The organism is Variovorax sp. P4_B11, from assembly GCF_056402355.1.
In genome coordinates this window covers 14,812-34,380 of record NZ_JBFUHO010000070.1, presented here as the reverse complement: position 1 = coordinate 34,380, position 19,569 = coordinate 14,812, and the positions used below count along the sequence as shown (strand labels likewise).

At 68.4% G+C, this 19,569-nt stretch carries 17 protein-coding genes; 7 read left to right on the top strand and 10 right to left on the bottom strand.

What is annotated here, in order from left to right; genetic code table 11:
- The 7 genes from secG to AC1DYD_RS35185 form a co-directional block, all read right to left on the bottom strand.
- Positions 1–344 (bottom strand): preprotein translocase subunit SecG (gene secG, locus AC1DYD_RS35215; RefSeq protein WP_478177370.1); only part of this gene is annotated, 344 nt, incomplete at its 3' end.
- 38 nt (positions 345–382) lie between these two features.
- Positions 383–1,135, bottom strand: a complete 753-nt coding sequence (gene tpiA / locus AC1DYD_RS35210) for a triose-phosphate isomerase (RefSeq protein WP_478177369.1) — start codon at positions 1,133–1,135, stop codon at positions 383–385.
- Positions 1,136–1,146: 11 nt separating this feature from the next.
- The gene (locus AC1DYD_RS35205; RefSeq protein ID WP_478177368.1) at positions 1,147–2,145 is read right to left on the bottom strand and encodes an NAD(P)H-quinone oxidoreductase; all 999 of its coding nucleotides are present in this window, start codon (positions 2,143–2,145) and stop codon (positions 1,147–1,149) included.
- A gap of 90 nt (positions 2,146–2,235) precedes the next feature.
- Positions 2,236–4,578: a polyribonucleotide nucleotidyltransferase gene (gene pnp / locus AC1DYD_RS35200; protein ID WP_478177367.1), complete on the bottom strand. Its 2,343-nt coding sequence runs from the start codon at positions 4,576–4,578 to the stop codon at positions 2,236–2,238.
- Between the two features lie 208 nt (positions 4,579–4,786).
- Positions 4,787–5,053 (bottom strand): 30S ribosomal protein S15, encoded by a 267-nt coding sequence (gene rpsO, locus AC1DYD_RS35195; protein ID WP_007837783.1) that lies wholly within the window; start codon positions 5,051–5,053, stop codon positions 4,787–4,789.
- A gap of 250 nt (positions 5,054–5,303) precedes the next feature.
- The gene (locus tag AC1DYD_RS35190; RefSeq protein WP_478177366.1) at positions 5,304–6,482 is read right to left on the bottom strand and encodes a pyridoxal phosphate-dependent aminotransferase; all 1,179 of its coding nucleotides are present in this window, start codon (positions 6,480–6,482) and stop codon (positions 5,304–5,306) included.
- A 21-nt stretch (positions 6,483–6,503) separates the two neighbouring features.
- Positions 6,504–7,784, bottom strand: a complete 1,281-nt coding sequence (locus AC1DYD_RS35185) for a branched-chain amino acid ABC transporter substrate-binding protein (protein WP_478177371.1) — start codon at positions 7,782–7,784, stop codon at positions 6,504–6,506.
- A 122-nt stretch (positions 7,785–7,906) separates the two neighbouring features.
- Between AC1DYD_RS35185 and AC1DYD_RS35180 the strand changes: the two genes are divergently transcribed.
- Both AC1DYD_RS35180 and AC1DYD_RS35175 read left to right on the top strand, forming a co-directional pair.
- Positions 7,907–8,278, top strand: coding sequence for an Hsp20/alpha crystallin family protein (locus AC1DYD_RS35180; protein WP_478177365.1), 372 nt, complete (start codon positions 7,907–7,909; stop codon positions 8,276–8,278).
- A 220-nt stretch (positions 8,279–8,498) separates the two neighbouring features.
- The gene (locus AC1DYD_RS35175; RefSeq protein WP_478177364.1) at positions 8,499–9,236 is read left to right on the top strand and encodes an alpha/beta hydrolase-fold protein; all 738 of its coding nucleotides are present in this window, start codon (positions 8,499–8,501) and stop codon (positions 9,234–9,236) included.
- Here the strand turns inward: AC1DYD_RS35175 and tsaD are convergent.
- Entirely contained in the window at positions 9,184–10,233 is a 1,050-nt protein-coding gene (tsaD, locus tag AC1DYD_RS35170) for a tRNA (adenosine(37)-N6)-threonylcarbamoyltransferase complex transferase subunit TsaD (RefSeq protein WP_478177363.1), read from the bottom strand. The genes AC1DYD_RS35175 and tsaD overlap by 53 nt on opposite strands.
- Before the next feature lie 126 nt (positions 10,234–10,359).
- On the opposite strand from tsaD, the gene AC1DYD_RS35165 reads away from it, so the two are divergent.
- From AC1DYD_RS35165 to AC1DYD_RS35150, 4 genes are all read left to right on the top strand, one after another.
- Entirely contained in the window at positions 10,360–11,646 is a 1,287-nt protein-coding gene (locus AC1DYD_RS35165; RefSeq protein WP_478177362.1) for a nitrate- and nitrite sensing domain-containing protein, read from the top strand.
- Between the two features lie 322 nt (positions 11,647–11,968).
- Positions 11,969–13,213, top strand: coding sequence for a CmpA/NrtA family ABC transporter substrate-binding protein (locus AC1DYD_RS35160; RefSeq protein ID WP_478177361.1), 1,245 nt, complete (start codon positions 11,969–11,971; stop codon positions 13,211–13,213).
- 10 nt (positions 13,214–13,223) lie between these two features.
- Positions 13,224–14,135 (top strand): nitrate ABC transporter permease, encoded by a 912-nt coding sequence (ntrB, locus tag AC1DYD_RS35155; RefSeq protein WP_478177360.1) that lies wholly within the window; start codon positions 13,224–13,226, stop codon positions 14,133–14,135.
- A gap of 55 nt (positions 14,136–14,190) precedes the next feature.
- Positions 14,191–15,000, top strand: coding sequence for an ABC transporter ATP-binding protein (locus tag AC1DYD_RS35150; RefSeq protein WP_478177359.1), 810 nt, complete (start codon positions 14,191–14,193; stop codon positions 14,998–15,000).
- Between the two features lie 32 nt (positions 15,001–15,032).
- Here AC1DYD_RS35150 and AC1DYD_RS35145 read toward each other — a convergent pair whose 3' ends face one another.
- Positions 15,033–16,307 carry an ANTAR domain-containing protein gene (locus AC1DYD_RS35145; RefSeq protein WP_478177358.1) on the bottom strand — a complete coding sequence of 425 codons (1,275 nt, stop codon included), beginning with the start codon at positions 16,305–16,307 and terminating at the stop codon, positions 15,033–15,035.
- Between the two features lie 254 nt (positions 16,308–16,561).
- Here AC1DYD_RS35145 and AC1DYD_RS35140 point away from each other — a divergent pair, with 254 nt between their 5' ends.
- Positions 16,562–17,833 carry an MFS transporter gene (locus AC1DYD_RS35140; RefSeq protein ID WP_478177357.1) on the top strand — a complete coding sequence of 424 codons (1,272 nt, stop codon included), beginning with the start codon at positions 16,562–16,564 and terminating at the stop codon, positions 17,831–17,833.
- A gap of 17 nt (positions 17,834–17,850) precedes the next feature.
- Here AC1DYD_RS35140 and AC1DYD_RS35135 read toward each other — a convergent pair whose 3' ends face one another.
- Positions 17,851–19,560 carry a bifunctional protein-serine/threonine kinase/phosphatase gene (locus AC1DYD_RS35135; protein WP_478177356.1) on the bottom strand — a complete coding sequence of 570 codons (1,710 nt, stop codon included), beginning with the start codon at positions 19,558–19,560 and terminating at the stop codon, positions 17,851–17,853.
- Positions 19,561–19,569: the final 9 nt, after the last annotated feature.

Below are 19,569 nucleotides of genomic sequence, written 5' to 3'. Positions count from 1 at the left end.
CTCGGGATCTGCGCCGCCGAATCGGGGGCTGCGGGCGCAGCTGCCGGCGCCGCCGGCGCGCCAATGGCCGCGCGCTCCAGCAGGCTGCTGCCGCCGCCAGCCGGCCGGGCGTGGCCGAAGTAGGCCAGCAGCAAGGTGCAGGCGAAGAACACCGCGGCCAGCACCGCGGTGGTGCGCGACAGGAAGTTCGCGCTGCCGCTGGCACCGAACAGGCTGCCGGCACTGCCGCTGCCGAAGGCGGCGCCCATGTCGGCGCCCTTGCCGTGCTGGATCAGGATCAGCCCGATCATCGCGAGTGCGGTGAGCATCTGCACGCCCACCAGGATGTTGAGGACCACATTCATTCGTTCTAACTCCTAAATTTTGTCGTCGGCCGCGCGCTTCAGCGGGCCGCTGCAATGATCTGCAGGAAATCGGGGGCCTTGAGCGACGCGCCGCCGATCAGGCCGCCGTCGATGTCGGCTTCGGCCAGCAGCTCGGCCGCGTTGGCCGCGTTCATGCTGCCGCCGTAGAGGATGCGGATGCCCGCGGCGTGCTCGCTCGCCGCGTGGTGCAGCTGGGCGCGCAGCACCGCATGCACCGCCTGCGCCTGCGCCGGCGTCGCCGTCTGGCCGGTGCCGATGGCCCAGACCGGCTCGTAGGCGACCACGATCTCGCTGATGCAATGGCCGTTGACGTGGATCACCGCGGCCAGTTGGCGCTTGACCACTTCCTCGGTGTGCCCGGCCTCGCGCTCGGCCAGGGTCTCGCCGACGCAGACGATCGGCGTGATGCCGTTGACCAGCGCGGCGGCGGTCTTGGCCGCCACGAGTTCATCGGTCTCGCCGTGGTACTGGCGCCGCTCCGAATGTCCCACGATGACGTAGCGCACGCCGAAGTCCTTCAGCATGGCCGCCGATTGCTCGCCGGTGAAGGCGCCCTGCGGCTGGGCCGAGAGATCCTGGGCACCGAGCGAGATCGGCGAGCCGGCCAGCAGCGACTGCGCCTGCGCCAGGTACGGCGCCGGGACGCAGACCGCGACCTCGCAGGCGGGCGTGCCGACACCCGCCAGCAAGGCCTTCACGAGCGCCTCGTTGGCAGCCAGGCTGCCGTTCATCTTCCAGTTGCCGGCGATCAGCTTCTTCTTGGTCGTCATGTCGTTCTTGTTCACCAGGTCAGCACGATCTTGCCGATGTGCTGATTCGATTCCATCAGGACGTGGGCCTGCGCGGCGCCGCTGGGCTCACCGGCCGCGGCGAAGCGGCTGTGGATGATCGGCTTGACCGCGCCGCTCTCGAGCAGCGGCCAGACCTTCTCGCGCAGCGCCTTGGCGATCGCTCCCTTGAAGGCGACCGGCCGCGGCCGCAAGGTCGAGCCGGTGACCGTGAGCCGGCGGCGCAGCACCAGTCCGGCGTTGATCTCGCTCTTGACGCCGCCCTGCACCGCGATGATCACCAGCCGGCCGTCCTCGGCCAGGCAGTCGAGCTCGCGCGCCACGTAGCCGCCGGCCACCATATCCAGAATCACGTCGACGCCCTTGCCACCGGTCAGGCGCTTGGCCTCCTCGGCGAAATCGGCCGTCTTGTAGTTGATTGCATGGTCGGCGCCGAGCTTCAGGCAGGCGTCGCACTTGTCGTCGCTGCCGGCCGTCGCGATCACGGTGGCGCCGAGCGCCTTGCCGAGTTGGATCGCGGTCACGCCGATACCGCTCGAGCCGCCCTGGATCAGCAGGGTCTCGCCCTGCTGCAGGCGGCCGCGCTCGAACACGTTGCTCCAGACCGTGAAGAAGGTCTCGGGCAGCGTGGCGGCCTCGACATCGCTCCAGCCCTTGGGCACCGGCAGGCATTGCGCCACCGGCGCCACGCACAGCTCGGCGTAGCCGCCGCCGGCCACCAGGGCGCAGACGTGGTCGCCGATCTTGAATCCGGCCTCGGCCAGCGCGCGCTCGTCGCCCGCGACGATCTCGCCCGCGACCTCGAGGCCCGGCAGGTCGGAGGCACCCGGGGGCACCGGGTAGTTGCCGGTCCGCTGCAGCACGTCGGGACGGTTGACCCCGCTCGCGGCCACGCGGATCAGCAATTCGCCGGCGCCGGCCACCGGCGCAGGACGTTCCACCATGCGCAGCACCTCGGGGGCGCCGAACGATGTGATCTCAATGGCTTTCATGGTCTCTTTCCGAGTAGCGGCCGCCGCGCAGAACGCGGGGCGGCGCGCATGCCCAGGGTGGTGCGATGGCGTTGCCGCCATCGCCGCCCCTCAGGCCTGGTGGTCGCCGCCGCGGCTCGATTCCTGCGCCGGTTGCTGCTCGGCGACGGCTTGCTCCGCCGGCTGATCGCCACCACGCTCGCTGTTCTCGAAACGCGGTGCACGCTCGGTGCGCGGCGGACGGTCGCCGCCACGATCGCCACGGTCCGAACGCTCGCGGCGCTCGCCGCCACGATCGCCACGATCGCCGCGGTCACCCCGGTCTTCACGCGGCGGGCGCTCGCTGAATTCCATGCCGGCCGGACGCTCGGTCAGGGCCTTCATGGACAGCTTGACGCGGCCCTTCTCGTCGGTCTCGAGCACCTTGACCTTCACGATCTGGCCTTCGCTCAGGTAGTCGGTGACCTTCTCGACGCGCTCGTGCGCGATCTGGCTGATGTGCAGCAGGCCGTCCTTGCCGGGCAGCAGGTTGATCAGCGCGCCGAAGTCGAGGATCTTGGTGACCGGGCCTTCGTAGACCTTGCCGATTTCCACTTCCGCGGTGATCTGCTCGATGCGCTTCTTGGCCGCTTCGGCCTTTTCCGGATCGGTCGAGGCGATGGTGATGGTGCCGTCCTCGTCGATGTTGATCGTGGTGCCGGTTTCTTCCTGCAGGCCGCGGATCACCGAGCCGCCCTTGCCGATCACGTCGCGGATCTTCTCGGGGTTGATCTTGAGGGTGGTCAGGCGCGGCGCGAAGGTCGACACTTCGGCCTTGGCCTCGCCCATCGCTTCCTGCATCTTGCCGAGGATGTGCATGCGCGCTTCCTTGGCCTGCGCCAGGGCGACCTGCATGATTTCCTTCGTGATGCCCTGGATCTTGATGTCCATCTGCAGCGCGGTGATGCCGTTGGTCGTGCCGGCCACCTTGAAGTCCATGTCGCCCAGGTGATCTTCGTCGCCCAGGATGTCGGTCAGCACCGCGAAGCGGTTGTCTTCCTTGATCAGGCCCATCGCGATGCCGGCCACGTGGGCCTTCATCGGCACGCCGGCGTCCATCATCGAGAGGCAGCCGCCGCAGACCGAGGCCATCGACGAGGAGCCGTTCGACTCGGTGATTTCGGAGACCACGCGGATCGTGTAGGGGAACTCTTCCTTGTTCGGCAGCACCGCGACCAGCGCACGCTTGGCGAGGCGGCCGTGGCCGACTTCGCGGCGCTTGGTCGAGCCCATGCGGCCGACTTCGCCGGTGGCGAACGGAGGCATGTTGTAGTGGAACAGGAAGCGGTCTTCGTACTCGCCCATCAGCGCGTCGATGCGCTGCGCATCGCGCTCGGTGCCGAGCGTGGTGATGACCAGCGCCTGGGTTTCGCCGCGCGTGAACAGGGCCGAGCCGTGGGTGCGGGGCAGCACGCCGTTGCGGATCTCGATCGGGCGCACGGTGCGCGTGTCGCGGCCGTCGATGCGGGGTTCGCCCGACAGGATCTGGCCGCGGACGATCTTCGATTCGATCGCGAACAGCAGGTCGTTGACCTTGCCGGCGTCGAAGGGCTCGCCGCTTTCCTTCAGCGCTTCCATCACGCTGGCGTTGGCTTCGCGCAGGGCGTGCGTGCGGGCCTGCTTGCTGCGGATCTGGTAGACCGCGCGCAGCTTCTCTTCGGCCAGGCCCTTGACCCTGGCGACGAAGGCTTCGTCTTCGGCCGGCGGCTGCCAGTCCCACACGGGCTTGCCGGCATCGCGCACCAGTTCGTGGATCGCGTTGATCGCGATGTTGGCTTGCTCATGGCCGAACACCACGCCGCCGAGCATGATTTCTTCGCTCAGCTGCAGGGCTTCGGACTCGACCATCAGCACGGCGGCTTCGGTGCCGGCGACGACCAGGTCCATCTGCGAATCGCGGCGCGCGGTCTGGCCCGGGTTCAGCACGTACTGGCCATTGATGTAGCCGACGCGGGCGGCGCCGATCGGGCCGCTGAACGGGATGCCGGAAATCGACAGCGCGGCGCTGACGCCGATCATGGCGGCGATGTCGGCATCGACTTCGGGGTTGAGCGACAGCGTGTGGATGACCACGTGCACTTCGTTCAGGAAGCCTTCGGGGAACAGCGGACGGATCGGGCGGTCGATCAGGCGCGAGGTCAGGGTTTCGTGTTCGCTGGGCTTGGCTTCGCGCTTGAAGAAGCTGCCCGGGATCTTGCCGGCGGCGTAGGTCTTCTCGATGTAGTCGACGGTCAGCGGGAAGAAGTCCTGGCCGGGCTTGGCCGACTTGGAGGCGACCACGGTGGCCAGCACCACGGTGCCTTCGATGTCGACGGTCACGGCACCGGAGGCCTGGCGCGCGATCTCGCCGGTTTCCAGGACGACGGTCTTGCCGCCCCATTGGAAGGACTTGGTGACTTTGTTGAAGAGGCTCATGTTGTGCTCCTGTTTGGATGGCGGTGCATTCCGTGATGGCCACGGGTCCCGCGGGGGCCGGAGCGCTTGCCAGAACACGATGCCATTCCAGGGAAGTTCGGCGGAGAACCTCTCTGGAATGACACAGCTTCGCTCTGTTTTTGCGGCTCCGAAGTAAAAAACGCCTGAGCTAGCGGACTAACCCAGGCGTTTTTGCATGCGATTCGACTTACTTGCGCAGGCCCAGCTTGGCGATCAGCGCGGTGTAGCGGTCGGCGTCCTTGGACTTGAGGTAGTCCAGCAGCTTGCGGCGGCGGCTCACCATGCGCAGCAGGCCGCGGCGACCGTGGTGGTCCTTGGCGTGCGTCTTGAAGTGAGGCGTGAGCTCGTTGATGCGGGCGGTCAGCAGTGCGACTTGCACTTCGGGGCTGCCGGTGTCGTTGGCGGCGCGGGCGTTGTCCTTGACAACTTCGGCCTTGATGGAGGCTGCGATCATGTGTGTTTCCTTTGTTCCGGTCCCGCGATTGAAATCTCTTCGGGATGTTTGACTTGCGGTGTGCGCTGGAACTGCACCCACCGTGCGCTCTGCCGAATGCAAAGCTTTGGGATTATATACCGAGCTCGCCCCCCAGGTTGCCCGGCACTTCGTGTCCGGGCGCCCACCCCCTACCGGGGGCAACACCAGAGGCCCGGCAAAGCCGGTTCCTCGGTGTTTCACCAAGGGGCCGGGCTGCGCCGGCCTTTGGTCAGCGCTGTGCGGCCAGCCAGCGCCTGAGACGGTTCACGCCCTCCACCAGCCGCTGCGGGTCCTTCGAGGCGAAGCACCAGCGCAGCCAGCCCTGGGCTTCGGGGGCGAAGGCATTGCCGGGGGCCAGGCCGAGCCCGGCCTCGACCACCAGGCGCTTGGCGACCTCGAGCGAATCGCCGAAGCCCTCGAGCTGGAAGAAGGCGTACATGCCGCCGCGCGCCGGCGCGACCTTGACGCCGGGAACCTCGGCCAGCAAGGGCAGCAGCGTGTCGCGGCAGGCCTTGAGGTGGGCCACGATCCTCGGCGTGATCTCGTCGCCGTGGGCCAGCGCCGCGATCCCCGCGCGCTGCGTGAAGACGCTGGCGCAGGAGGTGTTGAACTCGATCAGCTTGCCCATGCCGTCCATCAGGGACGGCGGCAGCACCAGCCAGCCGAGCCGCCAGCCGGTCATCAGGAAGCTCTTGCTGAAGCTGTGGGCGACCACGAGCCGGTCGTCGGCACCCGCGATGTCGAGGAAGCTGGGCGCGCAGCCGCTGGGCGTCGGCTCGTAGTACAGCCGCTCGTAGACCTCGTCGGCCAGGATCCAGGTGCCCGTCCCACGGCAATGGTCGAGGATCGCCTGCTGCTCGGCCCGCGTCAGCGTCCAGCCGGTCGGGTTGTTGGGCGCATTGACGATCAGCAGCTTCGTGGCCGGCGTGACCGCCGCGCGCAGCGCGTCCAGGTCCAGCGTCCACTGCCCTGCCCTCGGCACCAGCGACACGCAGCGCACGCGCGCTCCGAGGATGGCGGGCTGCGCCGTGAGGTTCGGCCACACCGGCGTGACCGCCACCACCTCGTCGCCGGCGTCGACCAGTGCCTGCACCGCCAGCATCAGCGCGCTGACGCCGCCCGAGGTGATCGCGATGCGCGAGGCCTCGATCTTCGGATGCAGGCCGCTCATGTAGGCGGCGACGGCTTCCCGCAGCTCGGGCAATCCGAGGTTGTGGGCATAGAAAGTCTCGCCGCGCTGCAGCGAATCGATGGCCGCTTGGCGGACCACCTCGGGCGTCACCTCGTCGCTCTCGCCGAACCAGAAGGCCAGCACGTCGCTGCGGCCGAGGCCGGCATTGGCCACCTCGCGGATCTTGGAGGCTTCGAGGTTCTGGATCGCATCGCGCATGGTCATCTTTCCTTGCATTGAGTTTGCCGGCGCGCAACGTCAGGGGCGCTGCATCCTGCAGCTGGTGGGCATCTCGGCGCGGTCGGCCGGAATGGTCTTCACGACCCGGAAGCCGTAGCCCGAGCCTTCGACATCGAACTTCACGCCCGGCGCGCCCTGCCGATCCATGACGCCCACCACCAGCGACTGCTGGAACTGGTGGTCGGCGGCACGCATGCGTCCGCGCTGTCCAGCCAGGGTGACATCGGCCTTTTCGAGGGCTCTCGCGACAGCCACCGCATCGACGCTGCCGGCCCGCTCGTACGCCTGTGCCAGCGCCTCGATCATGAGCTGCATGCGCATGTGGATGTAGTCGTCCTCGGCCTTGGGGAAGCGCGTGCGGAAGGCCCGGTAGAAGGCCTCGGACTGCGGTGTCTGCACATTCGGCAGCCAGTCGGCGACGGCGAACACCCGGCCGACGCCGGCCTCGCCGATGGCCGCGGGCGCACCGAGCGCATTGCCGTAGAAGGTGTAGAAGGTGCCGTTGAAGCCGGCCTCGCGAGCCGCCTTGACGAGCAGCGTGAGATCGTTGCCCCAGTTTCCGGTGACGACGCCCTGCGCGCCGCTCGCGATGATCTTGCTGGCGTACGGCGCGAAGTCCTTCACCCTGCCGATCGGGTGCAGTTCCTCGCCGACGATCTGCACATCGGCTCGGCGCACGCCGAGCTGCCGCCGGGATTCGCGCAGCACCGCTTGCCCGAAGCTGTAGTCCTGCCCGATCAGGTAGACCCGCTGCAGCGCCTTGTCTTCCTGCAGCACCTGCATCAGGGCCGTGACGCGCATGTCGGCATGGGCATCGAAACGGAAATGCCAGTAGCTGCAGCGTTCGTTGGTGAGCGTCGGATCGACCGCCGCGTAGTTGAGGTACAGCACGCGCCGGTCCGGATCGCGCGCATTGTGCTTCTCGATGGCGTCGATCAACGCGCCCGCCGCCGCCGAGGAGTTGCCCTGCATCACGATTCGCGCACCGCCGTCGATCGCGGCACGCAACGCCGACAAGGCCTCTTCATTCTGGCTCTTGCTGTCGTAGCGCAGCAGTTCGAGCAGCCGTGGGCCGCCGGGCAGCTTGACGCCGCCACGATCGTTGATCCGTTCGACCGCCCACAGGAGATTGCGGAAGGAGGCCTCGCCGGTATTGGCGAAGGGACCGCTCAGGCCTTCGATCTGTGCAATGCGAATCGCGGGCTTCGCCTGCGCGCGCAACACCGGCACGGTGCTCGCGCATAGCGCCAGGGCAGCCAATTTCAAGGCCTTGCGGCGCCAAATAAAGCTCGAACTCATTGTCTTGAAACCCCTCCCGCCGCGCCTAGATGGGATGGCATGCGGCAATGTTCTGTTGAATCGCCGCGAAGTGTAAGGGACACACATTCTTGTCCCGATCGTCATCACTCAGGAGTCTCACCATGTTCTTCGCACCCGCAGTCCGCACCGCCCGTTACGTTCCGCGCGCCTACGACCGCAGCCTGGAGCACTTCGTCAGCGAAGCCTTCGCCGGCGTCCAGCGTTCGCTCAACGTCGAGCAGGACGACAAGACCTGGACCCTCACGCTCGACGTGCCCGGCCTGTCGCGCGACGACCTGAGCATCGGCATCGAAGGCGCCGTGGTCCGCATCGAGAGCAAGGCCGAAGCCAAGCGCCAAGTCAAGGCCGCCTACGAGCTGCCGCAGGACATCGATGTCGCCACCAGCGAAGCCAAGCTCGAGAACGGCGTGCTGAGCCTGAAGCTCGGCAAGCGCGTTCCGGTCAGCAACGTCGCCCAACTCGCCATCAACTGAAGCGAGAAGTGCCTGCGCCCGGTTCGATCCGGGCGCCATGCTTCTTAGAAAAATGCCCGCCGCTGTAACTTTCTGTTGCGGCAACATACGTATTTATGGCTCACAATAAGTGCGAAATTCGTCACGTTCTGTGACGTATTTTTCAATGCTTTCTTCTTAACTAGCGTCCAAGGTCGTCGAACTGCACAGGCAGCGGGTGGCGGGCGCCGATCGAAGCGCCATGAAAACGCACTTGAAGTTCGCAAAGAGCCATGTCCGGTCCGACACGCTGCTGGTATTCCTTCCGGGTGCTTTCCTGAAGCCGGAGGAATTCGAGCGCGAGGGTTTCGTCAATGCCGTCCGGGAACGCGAATTCGAGGCCGACGCCCTGCTGGTGGATGCAGACGTCTCCTATTACTACGACCAGACCTTCATCGAGCGGCTGCACCAGGACGTGCTCCAGCCGCAGCGTGCCGTCGGCTACAAGTCGATCTGGCTGGTGGGCATCTCGATCGGCGGCTTCGGCGCCTTGATCCATGAACTGGCGAAGCCGGGCGCGGTCGACGGCATCGTCGCGCTGGCGCCCTACCTGGGCCGGCGGCCGATCGGCGCCGAGATTCACAAGGCCGGCGGACTGCGCACCTGGAAGGCGCCCGAAGGACCGCCGCCGGACGAGGAAGTCGATCGCAAGCTGTGGCCGTGGCTGCAGCAGTACGCCTCGCCCCAGCGCGCGAAGCACCTGCCGCCGCTGTATCTGGGCTTCGGGCTCGGCGACCGCTTCGCCTCCAACCACCACCTGCTGGCCGAGGCGCTTCCGCCCGGCCACGTGTTCACCACCGAGGGCGGCCACGACTGGCCGCAATGGTCTCAGCTCTGGCGCAAGATGCTCGATGTGCTGCCGCTGCCGTCGCTGGCCCGCGAAGGCGTCAGGCGGCCTGCAGCGACGAGTCCAGCGATGCCAATGGCCATCGCGGCTTGACGTCGAAGGCGTAGCGCTCGGTCGGCGCCTGCACGCCGGCCGCGAGCCGCATCGCCGCCGCCATCGCGATCATCGCGCCGTTGTCGGTGCACAGGTGAAGCTCCGGGTAGTGCACCCGGACGCCCCGCTTCGCGCAGGCCGCATCGAGCTGCTGGCGCAGCATGCGGTTGGCGCCGACGCCGCCGGCGACCACGAAGCGGTCGAGCCCGGTCTGCTCGATGGCCGCCATCGACTTCTTCAACAGCACCTCGACGATCGCGGCCTGGGTCGAGGCGGCGAGATCGGCCTTGCGGTCCTCGAGCTGTTCGCCGAGCTTCCTGGCCTGGGTCAGCACCGCGGTCTTCAGTCCGGCGAAGGAGAAATCCAGGTTGCCGCTGTGCAGCAGCGGACGCGGGAGCTTGAAGGCCTCGGCATCGCCGGCCTCCGCCAGCTTGGCAAGCCAGGGGCCGCCGGGATAGGGCAGTCCCATCAGCTTGGCGCTCTTGTCGAAGGCTTCGCCGGCAGCGTCGTCGATGGTTTCGCCGAGCAGTTCGTAGCGCCCGACCCCCTCGACCCGCATCAGCTGCGTATGGCCGCCCGACACCAGCAGCGCGACGAAGGGGAACTCGGGCGGATCGGCGCTCAGGAAAGGCGACAGCAGGTGGCCTTCGAGGTGATGCACGCCGAGCACCGGCTTGCCGAGCGCTGCACCCAGCGCACAGGCCACGCCGGCGCCGACCAGCAGCGCGCCCGCCAGGCCGGGGCCGCGCGTGTAGGCGACGACGTCGACTTCGGACAGCCGGCGGCCGGCTTCAGAGAACACCGTCTCGGTCAGCGGCAGGACGCGGCGGATGTGATCCCGGCTCGCCAGTTCGGGCACCACGCCGCCGTAGGCCTGGTGCATGGCGATCTGGCTGTGCAGCGCGTGCGCGGCCAGGCGCGGCAATCCGCTGGCGCCGGCCTCGACCAGCGCCACGCCCGTTTCGTCGCAGGAGGATTCGATTCCCAGTACAAGCATGGTGCGAGTGTAGGCGGGGCATGCAGTCGGGGCACGGATGTTGCTCGATAGGCTCGCCCCCAGGGTTGGCTCGATGCCTGCCCGCCCGGGGACCTATTGGACGCAGATGGAAGTCGAAACACCACGATGAAATCCGGTTTGAGCTTCCTGGTCGGCGCGCTGCGTTGCGAAATCGACGCGCTGGAACAGCTTGCGCGCACCAGCGAACTGGTGGCGACGATCGGCCGGCTGGTCCATGCCTTGCAGCGCGAACGCGGCATTTCGAATGTGCTGCTGGCCTCGCGCGGCCAGCGCTTCGCCCCGCAGCGCGAGGAGCAGATCGCCGAATGCCTGCGGCTGGAAGAAGCCGTGCGCCTGGCCTTCGACCAGCTTGATGCCGAAGGCGGCCGCGTCGGCAATGGCGCCCGGCTGTTCAGCCGCATCGCCTGGGTGCTGCCGGGGCTGGACGCTCTGCCCGAGCTGCGCCGCCGCATCGGCGCGCTGGAGCTCGACGCCGGCCGTTCGACCGCGGCCTTCGTCAAGCTGGTCGCCGGCCTGATCGCGGTGGTGTTCGAGGCCGCCGACGGCGCCACCGACCCGGAAATCTCGCGCCGCCTGGTGGCGCTGTTCAATTTCATGCAGGGCAAGGAATTCGCGGGCCAGGAACGGGCCTGCGGCGCCGCGGCCTTCGCTTCCGGCCGCAACGATGCGGCGCGCCAGCAGCAGTGGCTGCACCTGATCGCCTCGCAGGAGCATTGCTTCCAGCTCTTCACCGACTTCGCAGCCCCCGGACTGACGCAGGCCTGGGGCGCGCTCCAGGCCCCCGCCCAGCTGGCCGAACAGGAGCGCATGCGCCGCATCGCCTGCGCGGCACCGGCCGGCGTGGCGCTCGACAGCGAGCTGAGCCAGGCCTGGTTCGACTGCTGCTCGCGCCGCATCGACGCCATGCAGGCCATCGAGGAACGGCTGGCCTCCGACCTGCGGCAGCTCTGCATGCAGAAGACCGCGCAGGCCCGCAAGGAATTGCAGGCCCACGAAACCCTGCTCGCCAGCCTGCAGGGCGAGAACGGGACGGCGGCGGACTTCTTTCTCGATGCGGTCGCCATGCCGGACGCCACGCCCTCGCCGTCTTCGCCGGCCGCCGGCGCGACCTACGGCCGACAGCTCGAACGATCGATTCTCGACATGGTGCAGGAACAGTCGCGCCGGCTTCAGGCCATGGGCGACGAGCTCGACACCGTGCGCGCCGCCCTCAACGAGCGCAAGCTGGTCGAGCGCGCCAAGGGCCTCCTGATGGCCCATCGCCGCATCAGCGAGGAGGAGGCGCACAAGATGCTGCGCCAGACCGCGATGAACCAGGGACGGCGGCTGGTCGAGGTCGCCGAATCGGTGCTCGCGATGGCCGAGTACCTGCCCGCCGACCGGGCTTCCTGAGTGCGCCGAACACCCGGAATGGTGCGCCGCACAAGCGCTGCGCAGCACAGGATTTCGCCCCTGGATTCCAGCAAAATCGAGTCCTGACGCGCCTTCAATGCTCTCATTTGCATAGCATCCAATGGCTGGCACGTCACTTGCTTGCTTTCCACGCATAGACCAACGAAGGTCTTCAGGCAGGCGGCACCCAACGGCGGATGCGGCCCGCCGAACCGGACAAAGGCGTCCTTGTCTCGCACGGGCTCGACTCAGAGCAGCCCGTGCGCGGTAAGGGCGCCTTTTTGTTTTTCCGAATCGATTCTTCATTTCCGGAGTACGCCCCATGACCGAAGCGCTGAAACACAAACTGAGTCGCCGCCGAGTACTGCAGGCCGCCGCCGCGGGCGTGGTCGGCCTCGACCCTGCGCTGCGCGCCGCCGTCTGGGCCCAGGGCTCGGACAAGCCCGAGAAGGAGGAAGTCAAGATCGGCTTCATCCCGCTGACCGACTGCGCCAGCGTCGTGATGGCCTCGGTGCTCGGCATCGACAAGAAGTACGGCGTCAAGATCGTGCCGAGCAAGGAAGCCAGTTGGGCCGGCGTGCGCGACAAGCTGGTCAACGGCGAACTCGACTTCGCCCATGTGCTGTACGGCCTGGTCTACGGCGTGCACCTGGGGATCGGCGGTCCGAAGAAGGACATGGCGGTGCTCATGACCCTCAACAACAACGGCCAGGCGATCACGCTGTCGAAGAAGCTGGCCGACAAGGGGGTGGTCGACGGCGCCTCGCTGGCCAAGGTCATGGCCAAGGAGAAGGCCGAATACACCTTCGCCCAGACCTTCCCCACCGGCACCCACGCGATGTGGCTGTACTACTGGATGGCCGCCAACGGCATCAACCCGCTGAAGGACGCCAAGGTCATCACCGTGCCGCCGCCGCAGATGGTGGCCAACATGCGGGTCGGCAACATGGACGGCTACTGCGTGGGCGAGCCCTGGGGCCAGCGCGCGATCATGGACGGCATCGGCATCACGGCAATCACGACGCAGGACATCTGGAAGGACCATCCCGAGAAGGTGCTCGGCACCACCGCCGACTTCGTGAAGAAGTACCCGAACACGGCACGCGCCGTGACCGCCGCGATCCTCGAGGCCGGCAAGTGGATCGACGCCGGCCTGCAGAACAAGAACAAGATGGCCGAGACCATCGCCGACAAGAGCTACGTCAACACCAGCGTGGACGCGATCAACCAGCGCATCCTGGGCCGCTACACCAACGGCCTCGGCAAGAACTGGGACGACCCCAACTACATGAAGTTCTACGCCGACGGCGCGGTCAGCTACCCGTACCTGTCGGACGGCATGTGGTTCCTGACCCAGCACAAGCGCTGGGGCCTGCTGAAGGAACACCCCGACTACCTGCAGGTGGCGACGCAGATCAACCAGATCGAGATCTACAAGCAGGCCGCCGCCGCCACCAAGACCGCGGTGCCGAAGGAGACGATGCGCAGCAGCAAGTTGTTCGACGGCGTCGTCTGGGACGGCAAGAACCCGAAGCAGTACGCCGATTCGTTCAAGGTCCATGCCTGAGGAGCCCGCCATGGTCAGTGCCGTCTTCCATTCCCCCCTCGAGGCCAAGCCGGTGGTCCCGGCCGCCAAGGTTGTCACCCACGCCGCGAGGCCCGCGGCCGCGCCGGCTGCCGTCGAACCGGCGCCGCGCACGCCGCGCGACTTCCGCGCCGTGTGGCTGCGCGTGCTGCCGCCGCTGCTGGGCTTCGCGCTGCTGGTCCTGGTCTGGGAACTGGTGGCGCTGAAGAGCACCACCGGCTTTCCGTCGCCGCTGGCGACCTGGCAGCAGGCGCTCACGGTCTTCAGCGATCCGTTCTACAGCAAGGGCCCGAACGACCAGGGCGTGGGCTGGAACGTGCTCTCGTCGCTGCAGCGCGTCGCGCTGGGCTTCGGCCTGGCGGCCGCGGTCGGCATTCCGGCCGGCTTCGCGATCGGGCGCTTCGAGTTCCTCTCGCGCATGTTCAACCCGCTCATCAGCCTGTTGCGGCCGGTGTCGCCGCTGGCCTGGCTGCCGATCGGCCTGCTGGTGTTCAAGGGCGCCAACCCGGCCGCGATCTGGACCATCTTCATCTGCTCGATCTGGCCGATGATCATCAACACCGCGGTCGGCGTGCAGCGCGTGCCGAGCGACTACATGAATGTCGCCAAGGTGCTGAACCTCAGCGAATGGAAGATCTTCACCAAGATCCTGTTCCCGGCCGTGTTGCCCTACATGCTGACCGGCGTGCGGCTGGCGGTCGGCACCGCCTGGCTGGTGATCGTGGCGGCCGAGATGCTGACCGGCGGCGTCGGCATCGGCTTCTGGGTCTGGGACGAGTGGAACAACCTCAACGTCGCCAACATCATCATCGCGATCTTCGTCATCGGCATCGTCGGCCTGGTGCTCGAGTTCGCGCTCATCAGGATCGCCACCGCGTTCACGTTCGAGGAGGTGAAATCATGAGTCGCACGGCCGCTCCGAAGACGAATACCGCAGCGCTGCTGCGCGGAGGTTTCCAATGAATGACGACAACAAGTACATCGAGATCCAGGGCGTCGAGCAGCGCTTCAAGACCGCCAAGGGCAGCTTCCTGGCGCTGCGCGACGTCAACCTGCAGGTCGCCAAGGGCGAGTTCATCACGCTGATCGGCCACTCGGGCTGCGGCAAGTCGACGCTGCTGAACCTGATCGCCGGCCTGACGACACCGACCCAGGGCGTGCTGCTGTGCGCCAACCGCGAGATCAAGGGCCCGGGGCCGGAGCGCGCGGTGGTGTTCCAGAACCATTCGCTGCTGCCCTGGCTCACCTGCTACGAGAACGTCTACCTGGCCGTCGAGCGGGTGTTCGCGGCGACCGAGAACAAGGCGCAGCTCAAGGCCCGCACCGAAGCGGCACTGGCCTTGGTCGGCCTCGCGCCGGCGGCGCAGAAGCGCCCGGGCGAGATCTCGGGTGGCATGAAGCAGCGCGTCGGCATCGCCCGTGCGCTGTCGATGGAACCCAAGGTGCTGCTGATGGACGAGCCCTTCGGCGCCCTCGATGCGCTGACCCGCGCCAAGCTGCAGGACGAACTGCTCGCGATCGTGCAGAAGACCCGCAGCACGGTGGTGATGGTGACGCACGATGTCGACGAAGCCGTGCTGCTGTCCGACCGCATCGTGATGCTGACCAACGGCCCGGCCGCCACCATCGGCGAGGTGCTGGCGGTCGACATTCCGCGGCCGCGCAACCGGGTCGAGCTGGCCGAGGATCCGGTCTACGTGCATGCGCGCAAGGCCGTGATCGACTTCCTCTACACGCGCCAGGCGCACGTGGAGAAGGTCGCGGCCTGAGCCGGCGATCTCGGCCTGCGGCGCACCGGGAGTCAGGACATGATGACCTGCAAGCTGTGCTCGTACGAGGCCGTGAGACGCTCGAAGGTGTCGACCAGCGCGTCGCTGGCACGCACCAGCGAGGCCCGGCCCTCGGCGCTGTCGGCGCTGCGCACGCCGTGCATCAGGTGCAGCCATTCGTCGCGCGCGATCGCCAGCGCGGCACGGATCTCGGGCGAACTCAGCGGCGCCGCCTCGAGCTCGCGCAACGCGGCCTCGAATTCGTCCATGGTCGCAGCCAGCCGCTCCTGTGACGCCGGCACGGCCAGCAGCGAGGCCAGCAGCGCGTCCTTCGCCAGCCGCTGCGCACGCATCCGCTGCCGGCCGCAGATATTGACGATGCGCAGCGCCCGGCGGGCGCCGGAGGCTTCGAGCGCCTCGGTCAGCGCTTCGGCGGCCATCCGCAGCGCTTCGGCCCGGGCATCGACCGCGGCCAGCGCCGGCAGCGCCAGCCGCGCCGCGAGCGCCGTCTCCAGGTCCTGCCAGGCGCTGCGCACGATGGCCAGCGCCTTCGTGCCGGGCTCGCCCAATGCGAGGGTGGCGAGATGATCCAGGTTGTGCTGCACCCGCTGCGCGGATTGCGTGCGCAGCACGCGGGCGCGCCGCGCATCGATGCCGGCGAGGCCCTGCGCGGCCACCCGTACCAGCCGCTGCGACAGCATGCGAAGCTGGCCGGCACGGTTGATCGCATCGGCCCACTGCGCGGCCTCGAGCACCGAGCGCGAGACCTCGCCGAGCCGAAGGTTGGCGTGCATCGCGGCACCGCGCAGCAGGCCGAAGGCCTCGTCTTCGCCGATGCCGCGCGCCGACATCAGCAGCCCCTTGGCACGATCGACCCACTTGCGCTCGTCCAGGCGGGTGCGAAAGGCGTCCAGTTCGGTGCGCAACGCGGCCTCGCGCTTCCAGCGAGCACCGGCCCGTGCCAGCAACGCCTCGAGCGACGGCGCATCGAACCCGTCGATCGGCGCCCAGGCGTGCACGCCGAGCGCCACCAGCTGCGCGTGCGCGTCGGCGTCCAGCGGCGCGCTGACCAGGCTCAGGGCACAGGGCGGCATGCCCGACCAGACCCGCAGCCCCTGGCGGAGCGAGTCGGGCAAAGACGCCGGCAGCCAGAGCAGAACCTGTCGTGGTGCCGACATCTCGGTCTGGCGCACCAGATCACGGCAGGCAACGGCGACGATGTCGCGACCGGCCAGCGCCCGGCCGAGCGCCGCGGGCATCGCACCATCGGTGCTTTCAGGGGGAAGAACGACGAGAAGAGAGGTCACGGCGGGGATTGGAAAGTGATGCAAAGCATAGGCCAGGCGAGCTGCGAATTCTTGGCACGCCTCTTGCTCAATACAGGTCGCGGCGTAACGAAGCACCGCATTGGTGAAGCGGCAGGTTCCTGCCCTCAGTCCGGCGGATCCACGGCCGGACACACCCTTCAGGCTGCCGGCTGCCGCCGCGGCCACACCCCCCCAACCCCGTCCGACGACACGGCCCGCTCCCGGCCGCGCCGCGGCATTTCGCATTGACCGCCATGTCCACCAGCTTCAAGACATTTCTGCATTCAGGCCACGGCCCGACGCTGTTCGCGGCCTTTCTGTACTTCTCGTTCTCGTGCTGCATCTGGGTGCTGAACGGCGCCATGGCGCCCTTCATCGGCGAGACCTTCGACCTCTCGCCGGCGCAGAAGGGGCTGATGCTGTCGGTGCCGATCATCGCCGGCGCGCTGATGCGCTTTCCGCTCGGCATCCTGTCGCAGTACATCGGCCGCAAGAACGCGACGCTGGTCGAGATGGGCCTGATCGCGGTGGCGATGCTGTTCGGCTTCTTCTTCGTGAAGAGCTTCAACGACCTGCTCGCGATGGGCGTGCTGCTGGGCATCGCGGGCGCCAGCTTCGGCGTCGCGCTGTCGCTCGGCTCGGGCTGGTTCCCGCCGCAGCACAAGGGGCTGGCGATGGGCCTGGTGGGCGCCGGCAACGTCGGCACCGCGGTGTCGGTGCTGGTGGCGCCGCCGCTGGCGCAATGGCTGGGCTGGCAGAGCGTGTACGGCGTCGCCGCCGGCGCGATCCTGCTGCCGATGATCGTGATGATCGTGTTCGCGAAGGAGCCGCCGGACATCGACAGCCACGCCAGCTTCCGCGCGCACATCGCCTGCCTGTTCGAGAAGGACGGCTGGGTCTTCAGCCTGATCTACGGCGTCACCTTCGGCGGCTTCATCGGCCTCACGACCTTCCTGCCCTCCTACTACTACGACCAGTTCGGCGTGAGCAAGGTGCAGGCCGGCCAGCTGACGATGCTGGCCGCCTTCATGGGCGCCGCGGTGCGCATCGTCGGCGGCTGGATCTCCGACCGCTGGGGCGGCGTCAACACGCTGACGCTGGTGCTGACGGTGGTGGCGGCCGGGCTGGTGCTGGTGGGCGTCTCGTCGGCATCGCTGGTGCTCACCACGCTGCTGCTGATCGTCTGCTTCGCGGCACTGGGCGCGGGCAACGGCGCCCTGTTCCAGCTGGTGCCGCTGCGCTGGCCGGCCAGCACCGCGGTGGCCGGCTCGATGATCGGCGAGATCGGCGCCCTCGGCGGCGGCCTGGTGCCCAACGCGATGGGCCTGTCCAAGCAGTACTTGGGCAGCTACACCTGGGGCTTCGTCTTCTTCGCGCTGCTGTCGCTGGTGATGCTCGGCGTGATGCGCGCGATGCAGATCCGCTGGACCCGCACCTGGGCCGAAAAAGGCGGCCGCGCCCGGGCTGCGGCTTCCCCGTCGACGGTCAAATACGCCGCCCCGCGCAAGACGGCGCGCCAGCGTTGAACAGGCCACCCATCATGTCAACGGGGCAAGAACAGCAGCCACAGCACGAGCAGTGCGTTGAGCAGCAGCGACACGGCCAGCGCGATCTTGACGAGCGCGGCCGGATCGCGGCGGATCAGCGGCGTGGCGCCCGGCGCGCCGACCGGACGCGAAGCGCCCCGCTCGAGCGCCAGCAGCAGCTCCTCGGCGGTCTCGAAGCGCTGGCGCGGGTCGCGCGCCACCGCCTTGCACACCAGGTGGTCGAGCCAGACCGGGACGTCGGGCCGGATGCGCGACAGCGCCCCCGGGTCGCGCCGGTAGCGCGCCAGCTGGTAGGGCTCGATCTCGCCGTACGGCAGGCGCCCCGCCAGCCATTGGTAGAGCGTGACGCCGAGCGCGAACAGGTCGCTGCCCGCATCGGCGACGGCGCCCTCCCACTGCTCGGGATTGATGTAGCTCGGCGTGCCGGCATGCAGCTCGCGCTGCGCCGCGCCTTCGCGGCCGGACAGCGCGACGCCCAGGTCGAGGATGCGCCAGCGGCCGTCATCGCCCAGGTGCAGGTTGCCGGGCTTGATGTCGCGGTGCACCACGCCGTGCCGGTGCAGCCGGCCCAGCGCCTTGGCGATCGCGATGGCCGCGGCGACCACCTCGGCCGCGCTGCCGCGCGGGCCGGATTTCTGCAGCTGCTCGAGCGTCCGGCCGCCATGCCAGTCGAACACGACGTAGAGCGCGCTGGCGTTCTCGGCGCGTTCGTGCACGCGGATGAAGCCGCTGTCGGCACGCGCGCTGACGCGCAGGCCCAGCCAGGCCTCGTGCGCCAGCATCGCGCGCTCCTGCGGATCGCCGGCGCGCGAGGGATGCAGCGTCTTGATGGCGACCAGTTCGCGCGTGACCGGGTGGCGCGCCTGGTAGAGCAGGTGCACGCCGGTGTCGGCGACCCGCGCCGTGATGACGTAGCCGTCGATCGTGTCGCCGACCTTCAGCGCCGCCGGCGGTGCCAGCCGGCGGACGTCGCCGAGCTCGTCGTCGAGCTGGCGCGCGTCGAGCCCGATGACACGGATCACCAGCGCGGTGGCGTTGTCGCGCGTGCCGGCCGCCAGCGCCGCCCGCACCAGCGCCTCGCTGCCCTCCCGCGCCGTGCCCTGCAGCGCGAAGCGCGCCAGTTGCTGCGCCTTGAGCACCCCGTGCACGCCGTCGGACGTCAGCACGAAGCAGTCGCCGATGCGCACGTCGCCCTGCGCGTAGTCGACCCGAACCTGGTCGTCGAGGCCGATCGCGCGGGTCAGCCGGCTGCGCAGGTCCGGGTGCTCGAAGGCGTGGTCCTGGGTCAGCGCGACGGCCGGCTCGCCGCCCTCGCGCACCCGCCAGGCCCGGGTGTCGCCGACATGGGCCAGCGTGTAGCTCTGGCCATGCAGCACCAGCGCGGTCAGCGTGGTGAGCGCCGTGCCCCCGCCCTGCCGGCGCCGGTTGTGGTCGGCCAGCCAGGCGTTCTGGGCGCCAATCAGGCGGTCCAGCGCGGCGGTCGGCTCCCAGGTGTCGGGCGTCGCGAAGTAGTCGGCCAACAGGCCCATGACGGTGGTTTGCGCGGCCTCCAGTCCACGGCCGCCGGTGGACACGCCGTCGGCGATGGCGGCGATCAGCCCGCGCGCCTCCTCGCCGGCCGGCGCACGCACGGTGCCGGCGAAATCCTCGTTGACTTCGCGCGGCCCGCGCTGGCTGCTGTAGCCGATGTCCACTTCAAAGCTCATGGCGCGATT

Coding starts and splice junctions, on each gene's coding strand:
- tpiA (WP_478177369.1), bottom strand. CDS start 1,135: ATGACGACCAAGAAGAAGCTGATCGCCGGCAACTGGAAGATGAACGGC.
- tsaD (WP_478177363.1), bottom strand. CDS start 10,233: ATGCTTGTACTGGGAATCGAATCCTCCTGCGACGAAACGGGCGTGGCG.
- ntrB (WP_478177360.1), top strand. CDS start 13,224: ATGGTCAGTGCCGTCTTCCATTCCCCCCTCGAGGCCAAGCCGGTGGTC.
- AC1DYD_RS35140 (WP_478177357.1), top strand. CDS start 16,562: ATGTCCACCAGCTTCAAGACATTTCTGCATTCAGGCCACGGCCCGACG.
- AC1DYD_RS35190 (WP_478177366.1), bottom strand. CDS start 6,482: ATGCAAGGAAAGATGACCATGCGCGATGCGATCCAGAACCTCGAAGCC.
- AC1DYD_RS35180 (WP_478177365.1), top strand. CDS start 7,907: ATGTTCTTCGCACCCGCAGTCCGCACCGCCCGTTACGTTCCGCGCGCC.
- AC1DYD_RS35205 (WP_478177368.1), bottom strand. CDS start 2,145: ATGAAAGCCATTGAGATCACATCGTTCGGCGCCCCCGAGGTGCTGCGC.
- AC1DYD_RS35185 (WP_478177371.1), bottom strand. CDS start 7,784: ATGAGTTCGAGCTTTATTTGGCGCCGCAAGGCCTTGAAATTGGCTGCC.
- AC1DYD_RS35135 (WP_478177356.1), bottom strand. CDS start 19,560: ATGAGCTTTGAAGTGGACATCGGCTACAGCAGCCAGCGCGGGCCGCGC.
- rpsO (WP_007837783.1), bottom strand. CDS start 5,053: ATGATCGCAGCCTCCATCAAGGCCGAAGTTGTCAAGGACAACGCCCGC.
- AC1DYD_RS35175 (WP_478177364.1), top strand. CDS start 8,499: ATGAAAACGCACTTGAAGTTCGCAAAGAGCCATGTCCGGTCCGACACG.
- pnp (WP_478177367.1), bottom strand. CDS start 4,578: ATGAGCCTCTTCAACAAAGTCACCAAGTCCTTCCAATGGGGCGGCAAG.
- AC1DYD_RS35150 (WP_478177359.1), top strand. CDS start 14,191: ATGAATGACGACAACAAGTACATCGAGATCCAGGGCGTCGAGCAGCGC.
- AC1DYD_RS35165 (WP_478177362.1), top strand. CDS start 10,360: ATGAAATCCGGTTTGAGCTTCCTGGTCGGCGCGCTGCGTTGCGAAATC.
- AC1DYD_RS35160 (WP_478177361.1), top strand. CDS start 11,969: ATGACCGAAGCGCTGAAACACAAACTGAGTCGCCGCCGAGTACTGCAG.